Annotated in this window: 15 protein-coding genes; 7 read left to right on the top strand and 8 right to left on the bottom strand. The window is 46.2% G+C overall.

Annotated elements, in window-relative coordinates:
* The first annotated feature begins 300 nt into the window (after positions 1–300).
* The 3 genes from psrA (at position 301) to fabV (ending at position 4,821) form a co-directional block, all read left to right on the top strand.
* Positions 301–975, top strand: coding sequence for a TetR family transcriptional repressor PsrA (gene psrA, locus AC2204_RS06560; RefSeq protein WP_318924690.1), 675 nt, complete (start codon positions 301–303; stop codon positions 973–975).
* A gap of 63 nt (positions 976–1,038) precedes the next feature.
* Positions 1,039–3,315 (top strand): acyl-CoA dehydrogenase, encoded by a 2,277-nt coding sequence (locus AC2204_RS06555; protein WP_318924689.1) that lies wholly within the window; start codon positions 1,039–1,041, stop codon positions 3,313–3,315.
* Positions 3,316–3,618: 303 nt separating this feature from the next.
* Entirely contained in the window at positions 3,619–4,821 is a 1,203-nt protein-coding gene (gene fabV / locus AC2204_RS06550; RefSeq protein ID WP_318924688.1) for an enoyl-ACP reductase FabV, read from the top strand.
* Between the two features lie 165 nt (positions 4,822–4,986).
* Here fabV and AC2204_RS06545 read toward each other — a convergent pair whose 3' ends face one another.
* From AC2204_RS06545 to AC2204_RS06530, 4 genes are all read right to left on the bottom strand, one after another.
* The gene (locus AC2204_RS06545; RefSeq protein ID WP_318924687.1) at positions 4,987–6,330 is read right to left on the bottom strand and encodes an ATP-binding protein; all 1,344 of its coding nucleotides are present in this window, start codon (positions 6,328–6,330) and stop codon (positions 4,987–4,989) included.
* Positions 6,327–7,001, bottom strand: a complete 675-nt coding sequence (locus tag AC2204_RS06540) for a response regulator (protein WP_318924686.1) — start codon at positions 6,999–7,001, stop codon at positions 6,327–6,329. Before AC2204_RS06540 ends, AC2204_RS06545 begins: the two co-directional genes overlap by 4 nt.
* Before the next feature lie 153 nt (positions 7,002–7,154).
* Positions 7,155–8,837 (bottom strand): aspartate:alanine antiporter, encoded by a 1,683-nt coding sequence (locus AC2204_RS06535; RefSeq protein ID WP_107281463.1) that lies wholly within the window; start codon positions 8,835–8,837, stop codon positions 7,155–7,157.
* 254 nt (positions 8,838–9,091) lie between these two features.
* Entirely contained in the window at positions 9,092–9,355 is a 264-nt protein-coding gene (locus AC2204_RS06530; RefSeq protein WP_318924685.1) for a GrxA family glutaredoxin, read from the bottom strand.
* A gap of 399 nt (positions 9,356–9,754) precedes the next feature.
* Here AC2204_RS06530 and AC2204_RS06525 point away from each other — a divergent pair, with 399 nt between their 5' ends.
* From AC2204_RS06525 to AC2204_RS06510, 4 genes are all read left to right on the top strand, one after another.
* Positions 9,755–10,933 (top strand): iron-containing alcohol dehydrogenase, encoded by a 1,179-nt coding sequence (locus tag AC2204_RS06525; RefSeq protein WP_318924684.1) that lies wholly within the window; start codon positions 9,755–9,757, stop codon positions 10,931–10,933.
* A 252-nt stretch (positions 10,934–11,185) separates the two neighbouring features.
* Entirely contained in the window at positions 11,186–12,403 is a 1,218-nt protein-coding gene (locus AC2204_RS06520) for a hypothetical protein (RefSeq protein WP_318924683.1), read from the top strand.
* Between the two features lie 338 nt (positions 12,404–12,741).
* Positions 12,742–13,335 (top strand): acetate uptake transporter, encoded by a 594-nt coding sequence (locus AC2204_RS06515; RefSeq protein ID WP_318924681.1) that lies wholly within the window; start codon positions 12,742–12,744, stop codon positions 13,333–13,335.
* Positions 13,336–13,545: 210 nt separating this feature from the next.
* The gene (locus AC2204_RS06510; RefSeq protein ID WP_318924680.1) at positions 13,546–14,508 is read left to right on the top strand and encodes an ADP-ribosylglycohydrolase family protein; all 963 of its coding nucleotides are present in this window, start codon (positions 13,546–13,548) and stop codon (positions 14,506–14,508) included.
* Between the two features lie 123 nt (positions 14,509–14,631).
* Here the strand turns inward: AC2204_RS06510 and AC2204_RS06505 are convergent, their stop codons facing one another.
* From AC2204_RS06505 to pabB, 4 genes are all read right to left on the bottom strand, one after another.
* A complete protein-coding gene (locus AC2204_RS06505; protein ID WP_318924679.1) occupies positions 14,632–15,993 on the bottom strand; it encodes an L-serine ammonia-lyase in 1,362 nt (453 codons plus the stop codon).
* Positions 15,994–16,234: 241 nt separating this feature from the next.
* Positions 16,235–17,488, bottom strand: a complete 1,254-nt coding sequence (locus AC2204_RS06500; protein WP_318924678.1) for an aromatic amino acid transport family protein — start codon at positions 17,486–17,488, stop codon at positions 16,235–16,237.
* Positions 17,489–17,677: 189 nt separating this feature from the next.
* On the bottom strand, positions 17,678–18,277 hold the full coding sequence (locus AC2204_RS06495) for a CoA pyrophosphatase (RefSeq protein ID WP_318924677.1): 600 nt from the start codon (positions 18,275–18,277) through the stop codon (positions 17,678–17,680).
* 92 nt (positions 18,278–18,369) lie between these two features.
* The gene (gene pabB, locus AC2204_RS06490; protein ID WP_318924676.1) at positions 18,370–19,773 is read right to left on the bottom strand and encodes an aminodeoxychorismate synthase component I; all 1,404 of its coding nucleotides are present in this window, start codon (positions 19,771–19,773) and stop codon (positions 18,370–18,372) included.
* Between the last annotated feature and the right edge of the window lie 133 nt (positions 19,774–19,906).

The raw sequence follows: 19,906 nt of genomic DNA, 5'->3' as shown, positions 1-19,906 counted from the left end.
TTTTTCTGCCCTATTTTCAGTTATAAATTGAAGACTTTAAAATATCGCTGTTAACGATTGATTTTATAGCTATTAATCTAAATAGAAATATTTCATCGCAAATTGAACCATCATATTTCCTATCATGCATGTCTGGCTTTCACCTTGTCTCAGCCGCGCCACATTAGGCGATCATCATCACACTCTCAACGCTTTACCGTGTCCATGGCGCAGGAATATCACTGTTTGATTATCCACCACTTGTTAAAAATATTAATGAGATGTAAAGTTTAAACATGTGTTTAATACGGGTGAGTGAAAATGGCGGGAAAAGGAGAAACGAAGGGCCGTATTTTGGATGCTGCAGAGCTGCTATTTGCTGAGCACGGATTCAAGGAAACGTCTTTAAGGACTATAACCAGTAAAGCGGGCGTTAATCTCGCGTCGGTTAATTACCATTTTGGTGATAAAAAGACACTGGTGAGAGCGGTTTTAAGCCGTTACCTGGAACAGTTCATGCCAGCATTGAAAAATGAGCTGGAGGTGCTGTTAACCCGAGATGAAATTATGATGGAAGATGTTTTTCGCTGCCTCAAAAACCCTCTGGTTTTATTAAATGACTTTCGCCATCAGGGATCGACTATTTTTATGTCATTGATTGGCCGTAGCTATACCGACGTTCAGGGGCACCTGCGCTGGTTCATAATGACCCGCTACGACAATGTATTGACGTTATTTACCACCGCTGTTTGCCGCGCCAATCCATCATTAGATCCAGAAACATTATTCTGGCGATTGCATTTCACCTTGGGGGCGTCGGTATTTACCATGGCTTCGAGTACTGCGTTATGTGAAATCGCTGAAAATGACTTCTCACGAAAAGTGGAAACAGAAGACTTAATTGACCGTCTGATGCCTTATCTGGCAGCAGGTGTTTCGGCTCCGATAGAGCAAGGTTTGTCTCTCGTCGGCGCAACGTCAACCGGCACGGAATAAAATAAAAAGAAATGTATACCCACATGAAAAAATAACGATAAATGAAACAAAAGGACCTGAAAAATGAGCACTTTAACCAACTTACGTAAACGCTACATCAGTGATCCCGCTTTTAAGATGTTTAAAAAAGTGCTGCCGCCACTATCAGAAACCGAGCGTGAAGCGATGGAGGCTGGCAGTGTCTGGTGGGATGGTGAGTTGTTCAGTGGTTCACCTAACTGGAATACGTTGTTGAACTACCCTAAGCCAAAGCTCACGGATGAAGAGCAAATATTTATCGATACCAAACTTGAAACCTTGCTTGAAATGCTGAACGATCATCAGATTGTTCAGGAAGATAAAGACTTATCACCTGAGGTTTGGGAATACTTACGTAAAGAAAAATTCTTTTCGCTGATTATCAGCAAAGAATATGGCGGATTAAATTTTTCGGCATTGGCTAATTCGACCATTGTTACTCGCATTGCAACCCGTAGCTTGAGTGCTGCAGTTTCGGTAATGGTGCCAAATTCATTGGGTCCGGGCGAACTGTTATCCCATTATGGGACCCAGGAGCAAAAAGATTACTGGCTGCCTCGCCTTGCTCATGGCGAAGAAGTGCCATGCTTTGCACTGACCGGCCCGGAAGCCGGTTCTGATGCGGGTGGCATTCCCGACATGGGGGTTGTCTGTTACGGCGAATACCAAGGCCAAGAAGTACTGGGTATTAAGCTGAGCTGGAATAAGCGTTACATCACACTGGCTCCCGTGGCGACGGTGTTAGGTCTTGCCTTTAAATTGCAGGATCCAAACGGGCTGCTGGGTAATAAAGTCGATATTGGCATTACCTGCGCGTTGATCCCGGCTGATCACCAGGGAGTGGAAATCGGCGAGCGTCACGATCCCCTGAATATGGCCTTCATGAACGGGCCAACTCGCGGTCAAGATGTGTTCATCCCGATGGAATGGGTTATCGGTGGACAGGAATATGTGGGTCGAGGCTGGCGTATGCTGGTGGAATGCCTGTCAGCAGGGCGGGGCATTTCATTACCCGCATTAGGGGCCGCCATAGGCCACCTGACGGCACGTACAACGGGAGCTTATGCCTACGTGCGTAAACAGTTTGGTATGTCGATCGGTAACTTTGAAGGTGTTGCTCAGGCAATGGGGCGTATAGGGGGGTATACCTACATGCTTGAAGCGTCACGGACGCTCACCACGACTTCACTTGATATGGGGGAAACCCCGGGAATTGTGACAGCGATTGCCAAATATCACATGACGGAAATGGCACGTACGATCCTGAATGATTCAATGGATATTCATGCTGGTCGCGCAATTCAGCTTGGGCCAATGAATTATCTTGGCCATCACTATTTCGGTATACCGGTCGCAATTACCGTAGAAGGGGCCAACATTCTGACTCGTAACCTGATGATTTTTGGTCAGGGAGCGACCCGGTGCCATCCCTTTGTCTTGAAAGAGATGGAAGCGGCAGCAAACGGCGATGCCGAGCAAGGGGCAAAAGAGTTTGATGGCTTGCTGTCTAAGCACATCCGTTTTGCGACAGGTAACGTCGCAAAATCAATGCTCAATGCTTTTTCTGGCTCACGCTTTAACGCCGCGCCAGTCAGCGGCGAGACGGCGGATTATTATCGCCACCTATCACGTATGAGTCGCGCATTAGCGGTAGCGGCTGACTTCGCAATGCTCAGCCTGGGGGGGGAGCTAAAGCGTCGCGAATTAGTGTCAGCCCGATTGGGTGATGTCTTGAGTCATTTGTACCTGGCATCGGCAACCTTGAAACGCTTTGAAGGCGAAGGCCGCCAGCAGCAGGATTTACCGATGGTGCATTATGCGCTGCAACACTGCTTGCATCAGTGCGGCGTTGCATTCGATGATGTGATGAATAACTTCCCTCGCAAAGGGGTTGGCAGCATCTTGCGTGCCCTGCTGTTCCCGCTGGGTATTCGCTACAAGGCGCCAAGTGATGATGTCACCGTTAAAATTGCAGAATTGCTAATGACACCAGGAGCGCACCGCGAACGTTTGACTAGCTTGTGTTATATCGGTGAAAAAGAATCGGATCCGGTAGCCATCATGGAACGTGCTTTTGTTGCGATGCATAGTGTCAAAGACATTGAACGAAAATTGGCCAAGGCCGTAAAAGCGGGAGAGATCCCACGCAAAGCGTCCTTAACCGAAAAATTGCAGCTTGCTCTGAGTGCCGGCATCGTCACAAAAGAGGATGTTGAAAAAATGGACAATGCTGAGCAGCTCAGGCAAAAAGCGATTCAAGTCGATAACTTTGCTGCTGATCATTTCAAAAAGAGCAGCCTGCAACCAGGGAAGGCTGCTTAAGAGTCATTGCTCTTTAATCGGACAATAAGCACTCTACAATGGAAGAATAAACCTGGTGTTTCCCATGTGCCACGCAAATGCGTGGCACTTTTTTGACCAGATATGATCTGAACAGCGCTCGAGCAGAGCACCGGGACAGTGCCATTATACCAATCGGAATAATGGATCCGAGTGGTATTACTTGGCTAAAATCGTCAATAACACCTCCAACCACTGCTATATTTAGCGTTTTCGCGCATAAAAATAATGCGAATTTGTCGGTAACCTTTTATCCTACAGTCAATTATGTAAGGGAAGTTGAAAATGATCATCAAACCTAGAATTCGTGGATTTATTTGTACGACAACACACCCGATCGGCTGTGAAGAGAACGTTAAAGAACAAATTGCTTATACTAAAGCACAAGGCCCAATCGCCAACGCGCCGAAACGTGTACTGGTTGTCGGTTCTTCCAGTGGTTACGGCTTGTCTTCCCGCATTGCTGCGGCCTTTGGCGGCGGTGCGGCGACGATTGGCGTGTTCTTTGAAAAACCAGGTACAGAGAAAAAACCAGGTACGGCAGGTTGGTATAACTCAGCAGCGTTTGACAAACTAGCGAAAGAAGAAGGTCTTTACGCGAAGAGCCTGAACGGTGATGCTTTCTCTCATGAAGCCAAACAAAAAACGATCGATCTGATCAAAGAAGAATTGGGTCAGATTGATATGGTGGTGTACTCATTAGCATCACCGGTTCGTAAAATGCCTGAAACGGGCGAAGTTGTTCGTTCATGCCTGAAGCCGATGGGTGAAACGTACACGGCGACGGCGGTTGATACCAACAAAGATGTATTGATTGAAACAAGCATAGAGCCTGCAACCGAGCAGGAAGTTACTGATACCGTTACCGTTATGGGTGGTCAGGACTGGGAACTCTGGATCAATGCTCTGGCAGATGCTGGCGTGCTGGCTGATGGGTGTAAGACCGTTGCTTACAGTTACATCGGTACCGAAATCACCTGGCCAATCTACTGGCATGGTGCTCTGGGCAAGGCAAAGATGGATCTTGATCGTGCAGCAACAGAGTTGAATCGTAAACTGTCTGCCAGTGGTGGCTCTGCAAATGTGGCTGTACTTAAGAGCGTGGTAACACAGGCAAGCTCTGCAATCCCGGTAATGCCACTGTACATCGCGATGGTCTTCAAGAAGATGCGTGAAGAAGGTGTACACGAAGGCTGTATGGAACAGATTTATCGTATGTTCACTCAGCGCTTGTATAAGGCGGATGGCACAGCCCCGGAAGTTGATGAAGCTAATCGTCTTCGTCTGGATGACTGGGAGCTGCGTGAAGATATTCAGAAGCATTGTCGTGAGCTATGGCCTAACGTAACCAATGAAAACTTGTTTGATGTTGCAGATTACCAGCAATACAAAGATGAGTTCATGAAGCTGTTCGGTTTCGGTATCGAGTCTGTTGATTATGACGCTGATGTGAATCCGCTTGTCGAGTTTGATGTCGAAACGATCTAATCAGATTTTCAAACCAGAAAGAAAAAACCGCCAAATGGCGGTTTTTTTATGGGGCAGAAGCGAGAGTTGAGAACCGAGATACGAAGTTAGTTCTAGGACCTAGAATCAAGATAGAATCTCTTCCCTTGCTACTTGTCCCTTGTCACTCGGCACTTGTTCCTGAACTTAATGTTTCGGCAGGCGAATGACAAATGCCGCTCCTTCGATTTTGGCCTTTTCAACATGGATCTGGCCTTGGTAACTCTCAACGATTTCATGGCAGACCGACAGGCCGATACCTTGCCCGGGATTGAGCTGGTCGGCGCGAATACCTCGCTGGAATATGGCTTCTCGCATCGCGGGGGCGACCCCCGGTCCGTCATCTTCAATACGGATCAGGAAGTGATCGTCTTGCTCGGTTACGTTAACCCGTACTTCGCTGATACAGAAGCGATAGGCGTTTTCTAATAAGTTACCCAGTAACTCCATTAAATCGTCACGGTTAACAGGCAGTTTCAGCGATGGGGAAAACTGACAGCGCAAGAGTACTTGCTTGTCGCCATAAATCTTACTCAGCATACGGCCAAAACTGTCAATCGCAGGTTTGAGTTCAGTTTTATCTTTCTGCAGCCCTTGTTGGCCCATCATGGCACGTTTTAGCTGATACTGAACCTGATCATCCATCTGACTGATTTGTTCCATCACACGCGTATTCAATTCATTGCGGGCGATCTCTTTGTCATCGAGCAATGCATTGGTTGCGGCCAAACGGGTTTTGAGGCTATGGGCCAGATCGTCCATGGCATGACGATAACGCCCTTTCTGGTCGTTACTGATCCGGATCAAACGGTTGAGAGCGAGAGTAATATCCTGAAGCTCCATGGGATAATTACTGTCTAATCGATCTCGTTTAGCATCTGTCATCTCATCGAGTTGGATTGCCAGTTTTCGCAGTGGCTGAAAACTCCAGTGGAATGCGGCAATCAGAAAGGCAATGGCAATCAAGACAAACAGACCAAGGTAAAAGGTCGTGCGTTTGTGCAATTTGGCCAGAGACGATTCAAAGGCATCACCAGGGCGTAGAACGACCAGTTGATAAATGCTGCCATCTTCACGCTCCCGTCCCAGGTTGTAAGCAATGTAGCTGGTGTTGTTCGGTGACTCAATTAAAGTGGGTGTCGGTATCTCATCCGGCAAATAATTACAAATATTTGAAATATTAGCTTTTTTTGCCTCATCTGACAGCCATACTGTATTGTCGTTAGCATCACACATAACCGACATATAGTCGGTATCTGAAGGGTCAACAGATTTAATCCACTTGTCCATATCCTTGATCAACCCGGCACGGTTTAGCTGAGCGACCACCATTGGCATTTGCGCTACCAGTTCAGATGAATAAGCAGCCATATAGCTTTGGGTATATAGCTGATTAATGACTCCGGCCAGGGCGGATGTGATCAGGACGATAATGGCCACCGAGGCCACTAAGACCCGGCGACGTAATCGGGGTTTAAGGAGTCGCCTCATTGAGCGGGTAACTCGAAAATGTAACCCTGCCCGCGAATGGTTGAAATCGGGTTTTCCTGGCCTGTTTTGCTGAACTTTTTACGCAAGCGGCTGATCATAACCTCAATGGTATTCGGATCGCCTTCCTGATCTTCATAAAGTACATCTAGCAGGCGCTGTTTTGAGACTACCTGGCGGCTATGGCGCATCAGGTATTCCAGTAAATCGTATTCAAAGGCGGTGAGTTCAAGCTGTGTTTCCCCAACGTAGACTTGCTTGGCTAATAAGTCTACCCGGATGTCACCAGCGGTCATTTCCGGTTTCACGAATCCGGCGCTGCGGCGTACCAGAGCACTCAGCCGAGCCACCATCTCTTCTTTCTGGAACGGTTTGACGAGGTAGTCGTCAGCACCGGCTTCAAGCCCGGTGACTTTATCTTGCCAGTTTGAGCGCGCGGTCAGGATCAGGACGGGTAGGCGTAATCCTTTTTTCCGCATGTCTTTAATCAGACTGATACCATCGCGATCAGGTAATCCGATATCGACAATAGCGATATCATTGGGGTAGTTTTGCGCAAAAAACAAGCCTTCTTCGGCTGTGCCAGCACATTGAATTTGATGACCTAGTTCACTGAGTTGGGATTTGAGATGATGACTCAGAATTTGGTCATCTTCGACAATTAGGATACGCATAATTTTGATTACCAAAGATAAATATATCTATTGAATATACTTAATAGAGAGACAGCTTGCGACCATAAGTGTAGGCAATGTGACTGAATAGACGCTGACTGATCAAAAACTAAAGGGATCGTTGATCGTTCAGCGTCTTTAAAAGAAGAGCGGCTAGTTCAGGATGATGATCAATGTACCCGCGATCGTTAACAGTACGTTGGCAATCGCATAGGTACCAGCGTAGCCCAAGGCCGGAATAGTGCTTCTTGCATGCTCGTTGATCATGTCCATTGCCGGGCCACAGGTGCGGGCACCGATAATCGCCCCGAAAAGCAAAGCCCGGTTCATTTTTAAGATATAGGCACCGAATAGATAGGCTAATACCACTGGGATGACACTGACCATAATGCTGGTCACAAAGACAGTCGGACCAATCTGGGTGATCGATTCAAGCAAATTAGAACCCGCGCTTAACCCAATACCGACCATAAAGACCATCAAACCCAAATCCTTGGCCATATTCAATGCGCCTTGCGGCACATAACCAAAAGTAGGGTGGTTGGCTCGCAAAAAGCCCAGGGTAATCCCCGCAAGCAACAGGCCTGCCGCGCTACCTAGCCCAAAGGCGATATGGCCGAAGACCATCGTGATAGTACCGATCAGTAAACCAACAATGAAAAAACAGCAAAAGGCCAACAAATCGGCGATCTGACTGTGAATGGAGATAAAGCCGATACGTTCAGCTAAGCCTAAAACCCGGCTTTTTTCGCCACTGACCTGCAAAATATCGCCTTTATTGAGCCGGATATTATGGTCCATCGGCATTTCGATTTGCGCCCGGACGACTCGGTTAAGGAAACACCCGTATTCAGACAGGTTCAGATCGGATAAACGTTTTCCTGCAATGCTATCGTTTTTAACCACGATTTCTTCTTCTACGATACGTAAATCGAGAAGGTCACGGTCAAACACTTCTTTACCATTGCGGAAGCTCGGATCCAGTCGGGCATGGCTGTCAGGATAGCCAACCAATGCGATCTCATCGCCTTCCTGTAAGATCGCATCACCATCAGGGTTTGCCAAAATTCCGTTACGACGAATACGTTCTATATAACAACCTGTCTGGCGATAAATGCCCAGCTCGCGCAGGTTTCTGCCGTCAATCCAGTTGATCAGTTCCGGGCCAACCCGGTAAGCCCGGATAATGGGCAGATAGACTTTCCGTTGGGCAATTTCACCAATCCCACGCTCGCGGGCAATTTGCTGTGATGATTCAGCCAGATCTTGTTTCTGTAGTTTCGGCATCAGCTTCGCCAGCAGAATCAGGCTAATCAAGCCAACTAAGTAAGACATCGCATAACCGACACTCAGACTGTCAACCATTTGCTGGATGGTACTGGCGTCGCTGATCCCGGACAAGCCACTATTAAGTGCATCTTTAGCACCCACCAAGACCGGTGTAGCGGTCAGAGATCCGGCCATTAATCCGGTGGCCAAAGCTAAATCAAGGTTTAGGTAATGAGCCATGGTCATGGTGATGGTGATGGCAGAAAGCAACACCACTAAGGCAAGTAATAAATAATGTTTACCGTCGCGGAAAAAAATACCAAAAAAGTTTGGTCCCGCTTCGATACCAACGCAGAAAATGAACAGCATGAAACCGATGTTGAGGGCTTCGGTATTAAAGGTAAATCCGGCATTTCCGAATAACAGGGCTGTAAGTAATACTCCAATTGAGTTGCCAATTTGCATGTTGGCTATTCGAATTTTTCCAAAACTAAGACCGACGGCAAGAACGACAAAAAGCAACAGAATATCATTCTGATGAAGAAGAGCTGCTACGTTGATATTCACAACATTATATCCGGGAAGGGTAGGCGCGATAAAAGTGCCGAAATTCTAGCTGATTTTAGAGGTTTGTTATACCTATTAAAGGTAAAAACAGTGTAAAAAATTCACTGGAAACGATGGGTGAGGAAAATCTGCTTGAGCAGTGGCTTTATACCGTTTGTCATCAGATTGATAATAAAGTGCAGTAAATATAAAAGGGCTGAGTATTCAGCCCTTTATTGGAGGTACCCCGTTTCGGTAATACCCGCTGGAGTGAATTATTGGAAGAGTTGCAGATTTGCTTTTGCGTAGGCTTCAAATTCAGTGCAGCCGCCAATGTGCTCTTGATCGACGAAGATTTGAGGCACGGTTTCAACCGGCTTGCCGACGGTTTTTTCTAGGTCCGCTTTACTGATCCCCTCAGCATGAATGTCAACGTAGCGGAAGTTAAAATCATCACGATCTTCTTTTAGCTTTTCAGCGAGCTCTTTAGCGCGAACACAGAACGGGCAACCGGGGCGGCCAAAAATAACAACGAACATAATTTCTCTCCTCAACTTTATTACGCTCACTATAACGTGACTCTTACTGATGAGAAAGAGGGTTTTATCTCTCGCTCTGATAGATAAAACCGATTGGTAGTAAAAGCCGCATCATTGCCTAATGTGATAGATCGCTTGTTATGTTACGAGACTTTTTCAATATGAGGGGAATATTGTCCAGAATCAAAACGAGGAATTGTTACCGGTGCACACTCATGAGGGGGTGTTTATCTTTCAACATTGCCGCAATTATGTTGAAAGATAAACAGCCCCTGATATCAGAAGAGGATTATGATTGAAATAAGGGCATAAAACCCCTCAAGGTAGTGTCAGTTTTACACTGACAGCTCGTTAGTCCCTTCTCAAATTAGATGATGCTATTTGTGTAGCGGAGAACCTATGTTTCAGTTTATGACGTCTTCAAGGATTGTTTTTGGCGAAGGGGCGCTGAGTCACTCATTTTCAGCTTTTAACCAATTTGGCTATAGCGTCTTGTTAGTCACCGGTAAAGATAGCCAACGGTCAGAACCGGTTGTCGGTTACCTAAAACAGCAGAACATGCGCTACCAGCAGGTTGCTGTGCTCGGTGAGCCTCTGATTGCCATGATTGAAGAAATGGCGGCGATGGGGCGAAGATTCCGCCCGGATATGGTGATAGCGCTTGGAGGCGGAAGTGTTCTTGATGCCGGGAAGGCGCTGGCGGCGCTTATTCCCAATCAGGGAAGCGTTTATGATTATGTTGACGTCGTGGGACGCAATGTGCCGCTGCAGGCGAAACCGTTACCCTTTATTGCGATTCCAACCACGGCAGGTACCGGTTCGGAAGTCAGTAAGAATGCCGTGCTACGTTCTGCTCAGGAAAATGTCAAAGTGAGCCTGAACAGCCCTGATATGCTGCCGGATCTGGCCATTGTCGATCCAACCTTAACCTATGGTATGGACCCTGTATTGTCGGGATGCTGTGGTATGGATGCATTTACCCACTTGATGGAAGCGTATGTTTGTGGTGCTCCTAACCCTCTGACTGACATGGTGTGCGAAGAAGGTTTAAGGCGCTTAGCCGGAGCGATCATTCCTGCTTGTGAAGATGATGATCCGCGGGCGCGATCTGATATGTCATTTGCTGCGATGTTAGGGGGAATGGCGCTGGCCAATGCAAAATTAGGGGCCGCACATGGTTTGGCGTCGGCACTCGGCGGGCGGATAGATTCGCCTCATGGGCTTATTACCGCCCAGTTGGCCCCTTTTGTGATGCAGGAAAATATCTTAGCGGCAAGAGAAGCAGGCCGTGCGGATGTACTTAATCGTTATCGGCAATTGGCCTGTATTGTGACCGGACGGATCAACGCCGAAGATATTGATGGCATTTTATGGACGAAACGAACGTTAAAGCGGTTAAACTTGCCGCCAGTTTCGCAATTTGGGTTATGTGACACCATGTTTGATGACGTTGCCGAAGATGCCTTGCGCTCAAATGCGATAAAGGGAAATCCGTTACCGCTTAACAAGCAACGTTTGCAGGGGATCCTGGAGCAAGTTTGTCAGGAATGCAAAATTGATATATCGAGCCAAATTTAGATGATTTTCGCAATGCGGGAGTTGTGCTACATTGATGGTCAATAAGATAACCCTGAGCATAGACAGGGGAGCGTCTTTAATAATAAGGGCTTTAGTACCTATTAAGACTCAGATACACTTGATTTATATAGCTAACAACTTCGTGCAGTCACACTTTTAATTGATGTTGCTTTAATAAGTGATTCAGTTTTTTTGTTTTTTAAATAGTTTGCGAATGGAATTGCAATAAGAAGAATAAAAGCGGAAGAGAATATGAATAATATAAGGAAAGTGGCACTTGTACTGTTTTTTGCTACTTTACTGAGTGGCTGCCAAAGTACACCGGAAGACAATCTGGCGGCGACCTCTGAAATCAACACTGAAAATGCCTACCAAAATGCGCTAAAAACGCATAAGAAGTGGCAACAGAAGATGATGAACATAGAGCATCTGGCGCTCTACTCTCCGAATAAATTTAATGCACTTCAGTCTGGATGGAAAAATGCAGATTCACTTTATCTGGAATTTTCTGATCAACCAGAAGTCGCATTTGAAAACTACTCTATTTTTTCCTCGACAACTTACCTTGAACGGTTCAACGATGAGATACATCAAGTCCAGTTAATCTTAACGGATCTGGAGCGTTTGAAAGTACAGGCTGATAACGTACTCGAATCTGCAATTGAGCAAATGCGCTATCTTAATTCCTTAGATGCCGAGCAATACTACCGCAGTGAATACACTCGATTGAATCGATTATATGCCAAATTATTCAGTTTAGTTGAGCAAGAAGATATCAGTGATGCCCGTGAAGAGCAGGATGAGTTTCTCGAACGCAGCCATAGTTTAGAAGTGAAGACGGTGAAAAAGATCTATATCGCACCGCTAGAGAGTGAGTTACGCAGTTTACGTCAAAAAGATGTGAAATATTACGCTCCCCTGAGCTACGCACGTGTAGAGGCAGAAATTGGTACGGGGAATGCTGTTATTGACCTGTCACCGAGAGACTTTGCGACAATTAACAAAGCTGTCACGGAGATCCAGTTTGAACTCGACCATGCGGCACATATTGCACTGGAAGTACAAAGTCTGCGTGACCGCAGTAAAGATGAGTATGAGAATTTCATTCTAGAAATTGAAGCTAAATTACTGCGTATTTCACGTGCCCTTAATGATACGGATTGGCGAGATAAGCCGATCCGTACCCAGGCTCAATTAATTACGGATGGTGTAGCAGCTGCACGTCAGCAGCGCGTTGTTAAGCGTATTAGGGCGCAGCAAAATCCTGCCAAAGATCAGGAAATACAGACGTTAACCTTATTGGTCGAAAGTCAGAAGCAGGTTATACAACAGTTACGAGCAAACCTGGGTTCGCAACCAGAAAGCCTGGGTAATATTCAACCCGAGACACCCCCAGCTTATTATTCGACGCAAAATGGGGTTGAGGCTGTAGAGCCGCTTGATCTGTCTGCCGCCGCGGCCACACACTAGTACATCATCACCGAAGTTGTGCCATCTTCAGGCACTTTACTATTGATAATGTATGTGGAAGGGGGCTAGGCAGAACCTTCAGCGGAACAGTCGTTTTTTCTGAATAGGTGTTCATTTGTGATACTAGCGGGAGTCCTTTTTTCATCAACTGCATTCTAAGTTCAAAAAAAATGTAAAGATTTCAAATATAATCATGTTTTTTTCCTCTAAGGATGAATTTTAGTCCTAATTTGGATTGATCTACCCCTCATCATCCATTAGAATTCGCCGCGCATTTAAGATGCATCCATTTTTGAAATTTTATCGTTTTTGTTGAATTACTCCTGTAGGGGAACTAAATGTCCACGAAACTAGCTAACCCGGCGCCGCTTGGCCTAATGGGTTTTGGTATGACCACTATCCTTTTGAATATCCATAATGCGGGTTTCTTCCCGATTGATTCTATGATCCTTGCAATGGGTATTTTTTACGGTGGTATTGGTCAAGTACTAGTGGGCATGATGTGCTTCAAGCGTGGCGATACATTTGGTACCACTGCGTTTACGTCATACGGTCTGTTCTGGTTGACTCTGGTTGGTCTGATTGTTATGCCGAAAATGGGCTTAGCAGCAGCAAGCCCAGCAAACTTTATGGGTTGGTACTTGGGTCTGTGGGGTGTATTCACGGCATTCATGTTTGTCGGCTCGCTATGCTACCCACGTGCAAAACAGTTCGTATTCGGTTCTCTGACGGTACTATTCTTCCTGTTGGCTGCTCGTGATTTCACTGGTAGCGAACTAATCGGCACGATTGCTGGTTTTGAAGGTATTATCTGTGGTGCGAGCGCAATCTACTTTGCTATGGCGCAGGTACTGAACAACGAATACGGCCGCACAATTCTGCCTGTAGGCGAAGTGAAGAAAGAGAAAGTAAGCCTGAAAGCGGCGGCTTAATCTGACCGAACATTCAAAAACCTCGCATCAGCGGGGTTTTTTTGTACCTGTATATACCTAACTTCAATAAAACCCTATTCGATCATATAACTGCCTTGTCTAAAAGTGACTGAATTCTCGCCGAACACTGCATATTAAAGTAGTTGGGTATATATCCTCTACCAACTATGATTATTGTTATCAGAAGCTTGGTTTATTACTGGAGGTTGTATGGCGCAACGTTACGCAGCGCTGATGGGGGCATTAGTGGCCGATGCCGCGAGTATGGGAACACACTGGATTTACTCCCCAGAACGTGTCAAAACGCTTACTAACTTACCTCACTTCCCATTCATAGAACCCGACCCTTCGCACTATCAAGGTGTTGACAGCTATTATGCGCATGACAAACTAACTGCCGGTGAGCTTACAGCCTACGGTGAGTGGTTAGCGCTATATATTCGGCTGCTGGCAAATCCCGATGTTGATACCCACAGCATTCAGCAACAAGTCCTGGATTATTTCGGTCCGGGTGGCGAATTTGTCGGTTATGTCGATAGTCCGACCCAAGCATTATTACTGAGCTTGTTTTCCCTTCCACCCGAAGATTGGCCGGAAGACTCAGGTTGTGATGACGATCAGAATACAGCTTTATGTGCCGTACCTGCATTAGTGGCTTTAAAGCATCCTTCAGACAAGTTAGAGCAGGAAATTGAGCGCATTGTCGGTATAACCCATCAAAATGATATTGCCATTTCCAGTGCCAAGGCATTTGCCTGCGCCCTGAATGAAGCATTACGTTCACGACGTATGGAGCCGGTACTGAATGTCTTAAAAATCAAATCGGAGCCGAAGACCCAGGATTTAATTGAGCAGGTGAGGGTACTCAGTGGCGATGTGAACGATCTCAAGCATGTACTATCGATAGTCAACCCAGCTAATCATCTGGTTGATAGTATACCGATGGCTGCCTGGATTTTAAAAAACAGTGAAAGCTATACCGAAGCAATTATCAAAAATATACTGGTGTCGGGTGATTCCTGTGGTCGCGGTATCATCGTCGGCGCATTAGCAGGAGCTTGTTACGGTTTTGGTGATGATAAGGGGATTCCCATTTCATGGATCACCACGCTACAGTGTGGTGAGGCGCTTGCAGAAGATATTGAGGTATTGTTGAAAGTGGCAAGCGGCTAGAAGTCAGTAACGAGAGAGAAACCAAACAAAAAAAGCCACCGATAGACGGTAGCTTTTTACGATAGTATCGAGCTTCGTAAAGTGAGTTTTTAGTGACTCGCTTGCCTTATCTCGTTTCTGTGATTAACAAATAACCTTGATTGCCAGACCACCCTGAGATGTCTCACGGTATTTCGCATTCATGTCTTTGCCGGTTTCAAGCATTGTCTCAATAACTTTATCAAGTGAAACGCGCGGCTCTGATGAACGGCGAAGCGCCATACGGCATGCGTTAATTGCTTTAACTGCGGCAATACCGTTACGCTCGATACACGGCACCTGTACCTGGCCAGCAACCGGGTCACAAGTCAGGCCAAGGTTGTGCTCCATAGCGATTTCAGCCGCCATACAGACTTGCTCAGGGCTACCGCCCATCAGTTCAGCAAGGCCTGCTGCCGCCATAGAACATGCGACACCGACTTCACCCTGACAGCCGACTTCAGCACCAGAGATAGAGGCATTACGCTTATAAAGACCACCGATAGCGCCGGAAGCGGCGAAGTAGCGGGTGTAGTCTTTAGGGCCAACATTTTGAACGAACTTATCGTAGTAAGCCAAAACCGCAGGAATAATGCCACATGCACCATTGGTCGGTGCTGTTACGACACGACCGCCCGCTGCATTTTCTTCGTTTACCGCAAATGCATACATGTTTACCCAATCAACAACGGTCATTGGGTCATTGCTGAATTTCTCAGTTGCCATTAACTGTTGGTAAAGAGCGGCAGCACGGCGAGGTACGCGTAGAGGGCCAGGCAAAATACCTTCTTCGTTCATACCGCGTTCCATACATTCACGCATGGTCTTCCAGATTTTCGAGAAGTAAGTATTGATTTCGTCTTCTGCGTTCATCGCTCGTTCATTTGCCATCACGAGAGCGCTGATAGATAGGCCGTACTCTTTACAATGGCTCAAAAGCTCATCAGCTTTTGTGTACATGTAAGGTACTGTGACGTTAGATACTTGTTCTTTACCAAAGTTCTCTTCATCGACGATGAAACCACCACCGATGGAATAATACGTTTTCGTATACGCTTCTTCATCACCAATCCATGCGTGGATTGACATGCCATTTTCGTGAAGAGGAAGGTTAGTCGTATGGAAGTTCATACCACCGTCACGAGGGAATTCAACGGTGTGGCAGTGCATACCAACAGGTAGGCGTTCAGTTTCTTCTACGCGGCCAATGAAGCCTGGAATACTATCGATATCAACATGCTCAGGGCTGTTGCCCGCAAGGCCCATAATGATAGCGATATCTGTGTGGTGACCTTTACCGGTAAGAGAAAGTGAACCATAAACATCGACGGTAATTTTGGTTATATCACGTAATTTTCCCATAGCGCGCAGGTCATCAATAAACTCTTTACCTGCTTTCATTGGGCCAACAGTGTGTGAACTGGAAGGACCCACACCGATTTTGTAGATATCAAAAACACTGATCATGTGTATTACCTCAGTCGGGGGAAGCGCTCTTGCCTCAGGCCAAGACTGTCATAGTTTTTATAATTCCCGCCCCTTCCTTGGCGAGATCACTAGAAAAACAAAAGAGCAGGTGGCAAACGCTTCCTGCTCTTAAGTATCATCTATTTTACGCAAATTGTCTCAGAAGGCTATGCGCTGTAGCACATTTTCTTTGATGAATAAGCCGTAAACGATAGTTATCGCTGTTATAGCGATGATTGTATTATAACGCGCCGTAGATTACAGAAGTAATAGCTGCAATACCACATAGAGCGGTAAAAATACTTACCGGTGCTGATGTCTTGTACTTCGCCATAGCGGGTACTTTATACATTGCGATTACAGGCATTAAGAATAGGATACCAGCGATCATCGGTGCGCCCATAGTTTCAATCATTCCCAGGATGCTAGGGTTAACGATTGCAACGATCCAGGTTGTAATAACGATGAAGCCAAGAGAGATTTTCTCAATCTTCTTAACTGGCATGCTTGAGCCAGATTTTACTAGTCCTACAAGACCTTCATGTGCACCCAGGAAGTGACCAAAGTAGCTTGAAGTGATTGCAGCAAAAGCAACAAGAGGACCCATTAAAGAAATTAACGGAGATTCGTGGATGTTCGCCAGGTAAGACAGAACACTGATGTTTTCTGCTTGCGCTGTTGCTAGTTGCTCAGGTGATAGAGAAAGAACCACAGAGAATACAAAGAACATTACGAAGCTCATTAGCATCATTGCTGCGCCACCAGTGATCATGTCAGTTTTACCTACTGCATTGTCACCGTAAATGCGGCGTTGCTCTTTAGAGAACTGGCTGATTACCGGGCTATGGTTGAAAGAGAATACAATGATCGGGATTGCCAACCAGATAACTGAAGGCATAGCGCTCCAATCAGGGCTTACAGAGACCATTGAACCATTCCACTCAGGAACCAGGTAAATTGACAACGCCAGCAGAACGAATACCAGTGGGTAAACCATTGCAGATGTCGCTTTAAGCATCAGCTCTTTGCCAAAAACAACGCCGGCTGTCATCAGAAGAATTAAAGAGCCTGACAATAACCAACGTGGAATAGATTCCATGCCCATCTGGTTTACCAGGAAAGAATCAACCGTGTTGGTAATACCTACACCGTAGATTAGAACGATAGGGTAAATGGCAAAGAAGTAAGCAAAAGTGATGAGTTTAGCGCCAGATTTACCAAAATGTTCTTCTACAGTATCAGTGATATCTGCTTCAGGATTTTTTGCTGAAAGTACAAAGCGGGCAAGGCCTTTATGTGCAAACCAAGTCATTGGTGCAGCAATAAGGGCAAGAATCACTAGTGGCCAGAAGCCACCGGCACCAGCTTTAATTGGAAGGAAAAGTACACCAGCACCAACAGCGGTACCGAATAGTGAAAGAGCCCAAGTGAAATCTTTGTATGTCCATCTTGCTTTCGTGGCACCAGTTGATGCCGAGCTTACTGTAGTTTGCATGATTATATATCCAAAGTTTTTTTACGGAACGGAACAGGAACGGCGCGCATTTTGAGGATTTATGGCAGGAAAACTTTGATCAAGATCCCGTTATGTAATGGATGCAAATTGCAATACAATTAAAAGTGAGCTGGGTCACATATCATGTTGCGGGAAGGTTAGGGGAAATGACGTGTTAGAAGGTTTTTTTTAATACCAGAGCTGTTTCGATAACAATTTAATCATCTGGGCGGTTGCCCCCCAAATTGAATAGTTGCTGAATGGAATTGAATAAATAGTGTGATATTTACCATCTACCCGGAACTGCTGAGTGCGCATATTCACTGGGTTTAATAGGTAGTGGATCGGTACTTCGAACAGTTCATCGACCTCATTAGGATCCAGCTGTGGCCTGTAATCAGGGGCGATGGTTGAGAGAAAAGGCGTAACCATATATCCGCTTATTGTGGGGAGAGAAGGAAGCTGGCCCAAAATATGACTTCGCTTGCATAAAATTCCAGTTTCTTCTTTTGTTTCGCGGATGGCCGTGGCGATTAAATCGACATCATAGGCCTCTTGGCGGCCACCAGGAAATGCGACCTGACCAGGATGGTGTTTTAGGTGTTTAGCCCGGCGTGTCAGGACAATATTGAAGCTGTCTTTGCGCGGAACTAAGGGGATCAGCACTGCCGCTTGCTTAAATGTATCTATTTTAGAGGCATATTGGCGCACCCGCGCATTATGACTGGTGTCATAATTGGTCGTGGGTGCCAGTAAAAATCGGCTTAAAATCTGTTGCTGATTGTTCATAGCCTATCCGTGGTTATGTGGGGTCGATCTGTTTAGCTGCCAGTCGTGCTGAGATAGTATAGTCGATTATCTATAGCTATCGGTAAACGATATTACTGTTTTAAGATTGGCAGAATTTTACTGAGTTTGTCCAGTGTTTCCTGATATTCGCTTTCAGCTTCGCTGTCTGCGACAATGCCGCCACCAGCCCAGGCAAAGAGTCGGTTTTGCTGAGTGATCAGGGTACGAATGGTGATACTGGTATCCATACGACCACAACGGCTGATATAGCCGATACTGCCGCAATACACGCTTCGACGGTGGGGTTCTAGCTCTTCAATGATCGACATGGCACGTACTTTAGGTGCGCCGGTGATCGAGCCGCCAGGAAAACAGGCCCGTAATAAGTCGGTCGGTGAATATTGTTCATCGAGTTGACCGGTGACGGTGCTAACCAGGTGGTGTACGGCTGGAAAGCTTTCAATATCAAATAGCTTTGGCACTTTGACGCTACCAGGTTTTGCCACTCGACCAATATCATTTCGCAGCAAATCAACAATCATCAGATTTTCTGAGCGATCTTTCTCTGCGTAGCGTAATGCTTCGGCATAGGCTTGATCCTGCGTGGCGTCTTCAGAGCGCGGACGTGTCCCCTTGATAGGTTTTGTTTCTACATAGCCCTGATTATGCTGCAAGAAGCGTTCAGGCGATACAGACAGTACAGTGCCGTGCTCGGTACGAATGAAGCCAGAGAAAGGGGCGCCATTGATCTGGTCTAACCGCAGATATGCTTGCCACTCATTGCCCTGATAGGATGCATCAAAGCGCTGTGCCAGGTTAATCTGGTAGCAGTCACCTGACAGCAAATACTCTTGGACCCGATCAAATTTGTTGCAGTAAGCGGTGGTTGTCATGTTTGCAGACCAGTCACTTGTTAATGAGAATGATTGGCTCTGTTGTGATACATCAGCATTGTGCTGCTGCAGCCAGGCGTCTTTCTGCTGGCTCAGCCATTTCAAACGGCCGCTACCTTGCGGTGAAACCAGAAATAACGTTTGTTCCTGGTGATCGGCAATCAGTGCCCAATCATAAATGCCGATAGCCATATCCGGAGCGGTAATATCGTGGCAGGCAATATTGGCCAGTTTTTCGACTCGGCGTCCTAGATCGTAGCCGAAGTATCCCAGAGCCCCACCAAGAAATGGCACATCCGTCATAGCGTTAAGAGGAGGCAAAAGCTGTGTCTGAACATCTTCTACTAACTTGAAAGGATCTTCGTTGCTGGTTTGTTCACCACCATCTGAAAATTTAATACAAGTTATTTCACCCTGTGTCTCTAAAGTGGCTAAAGGATCGGCAACTAAAATATCAAAGCGATTATCTGGGTGATCCTGAGCGGCAGAGCGTAATATCATTGCCCATGGCTGGCCCGCCAAAGGTTCAAACCAAGAGAGAGTCGCTTCTTGGGTATAATCGAGTTGTTCAATACTCAGTTGAGGATGTGATTTACAAATCATTTTCTTTTTTGTGACAGGTGATCGATTGGCGCGTAGCGCGAAATTGCCCGCAAGAGTATCATAAACCGAGAATTTAATACGACGCCCAAGGACGATCCTTTATGTTTTATTTTCTGCATCATCAGCAGAACCT

The sequence above is a fragment of the Photobacterium sp. genome, assembly GCF_057456235.1.
This window is presented reverse-complemented; position numbering and strand designations above follow the sequence as displayed.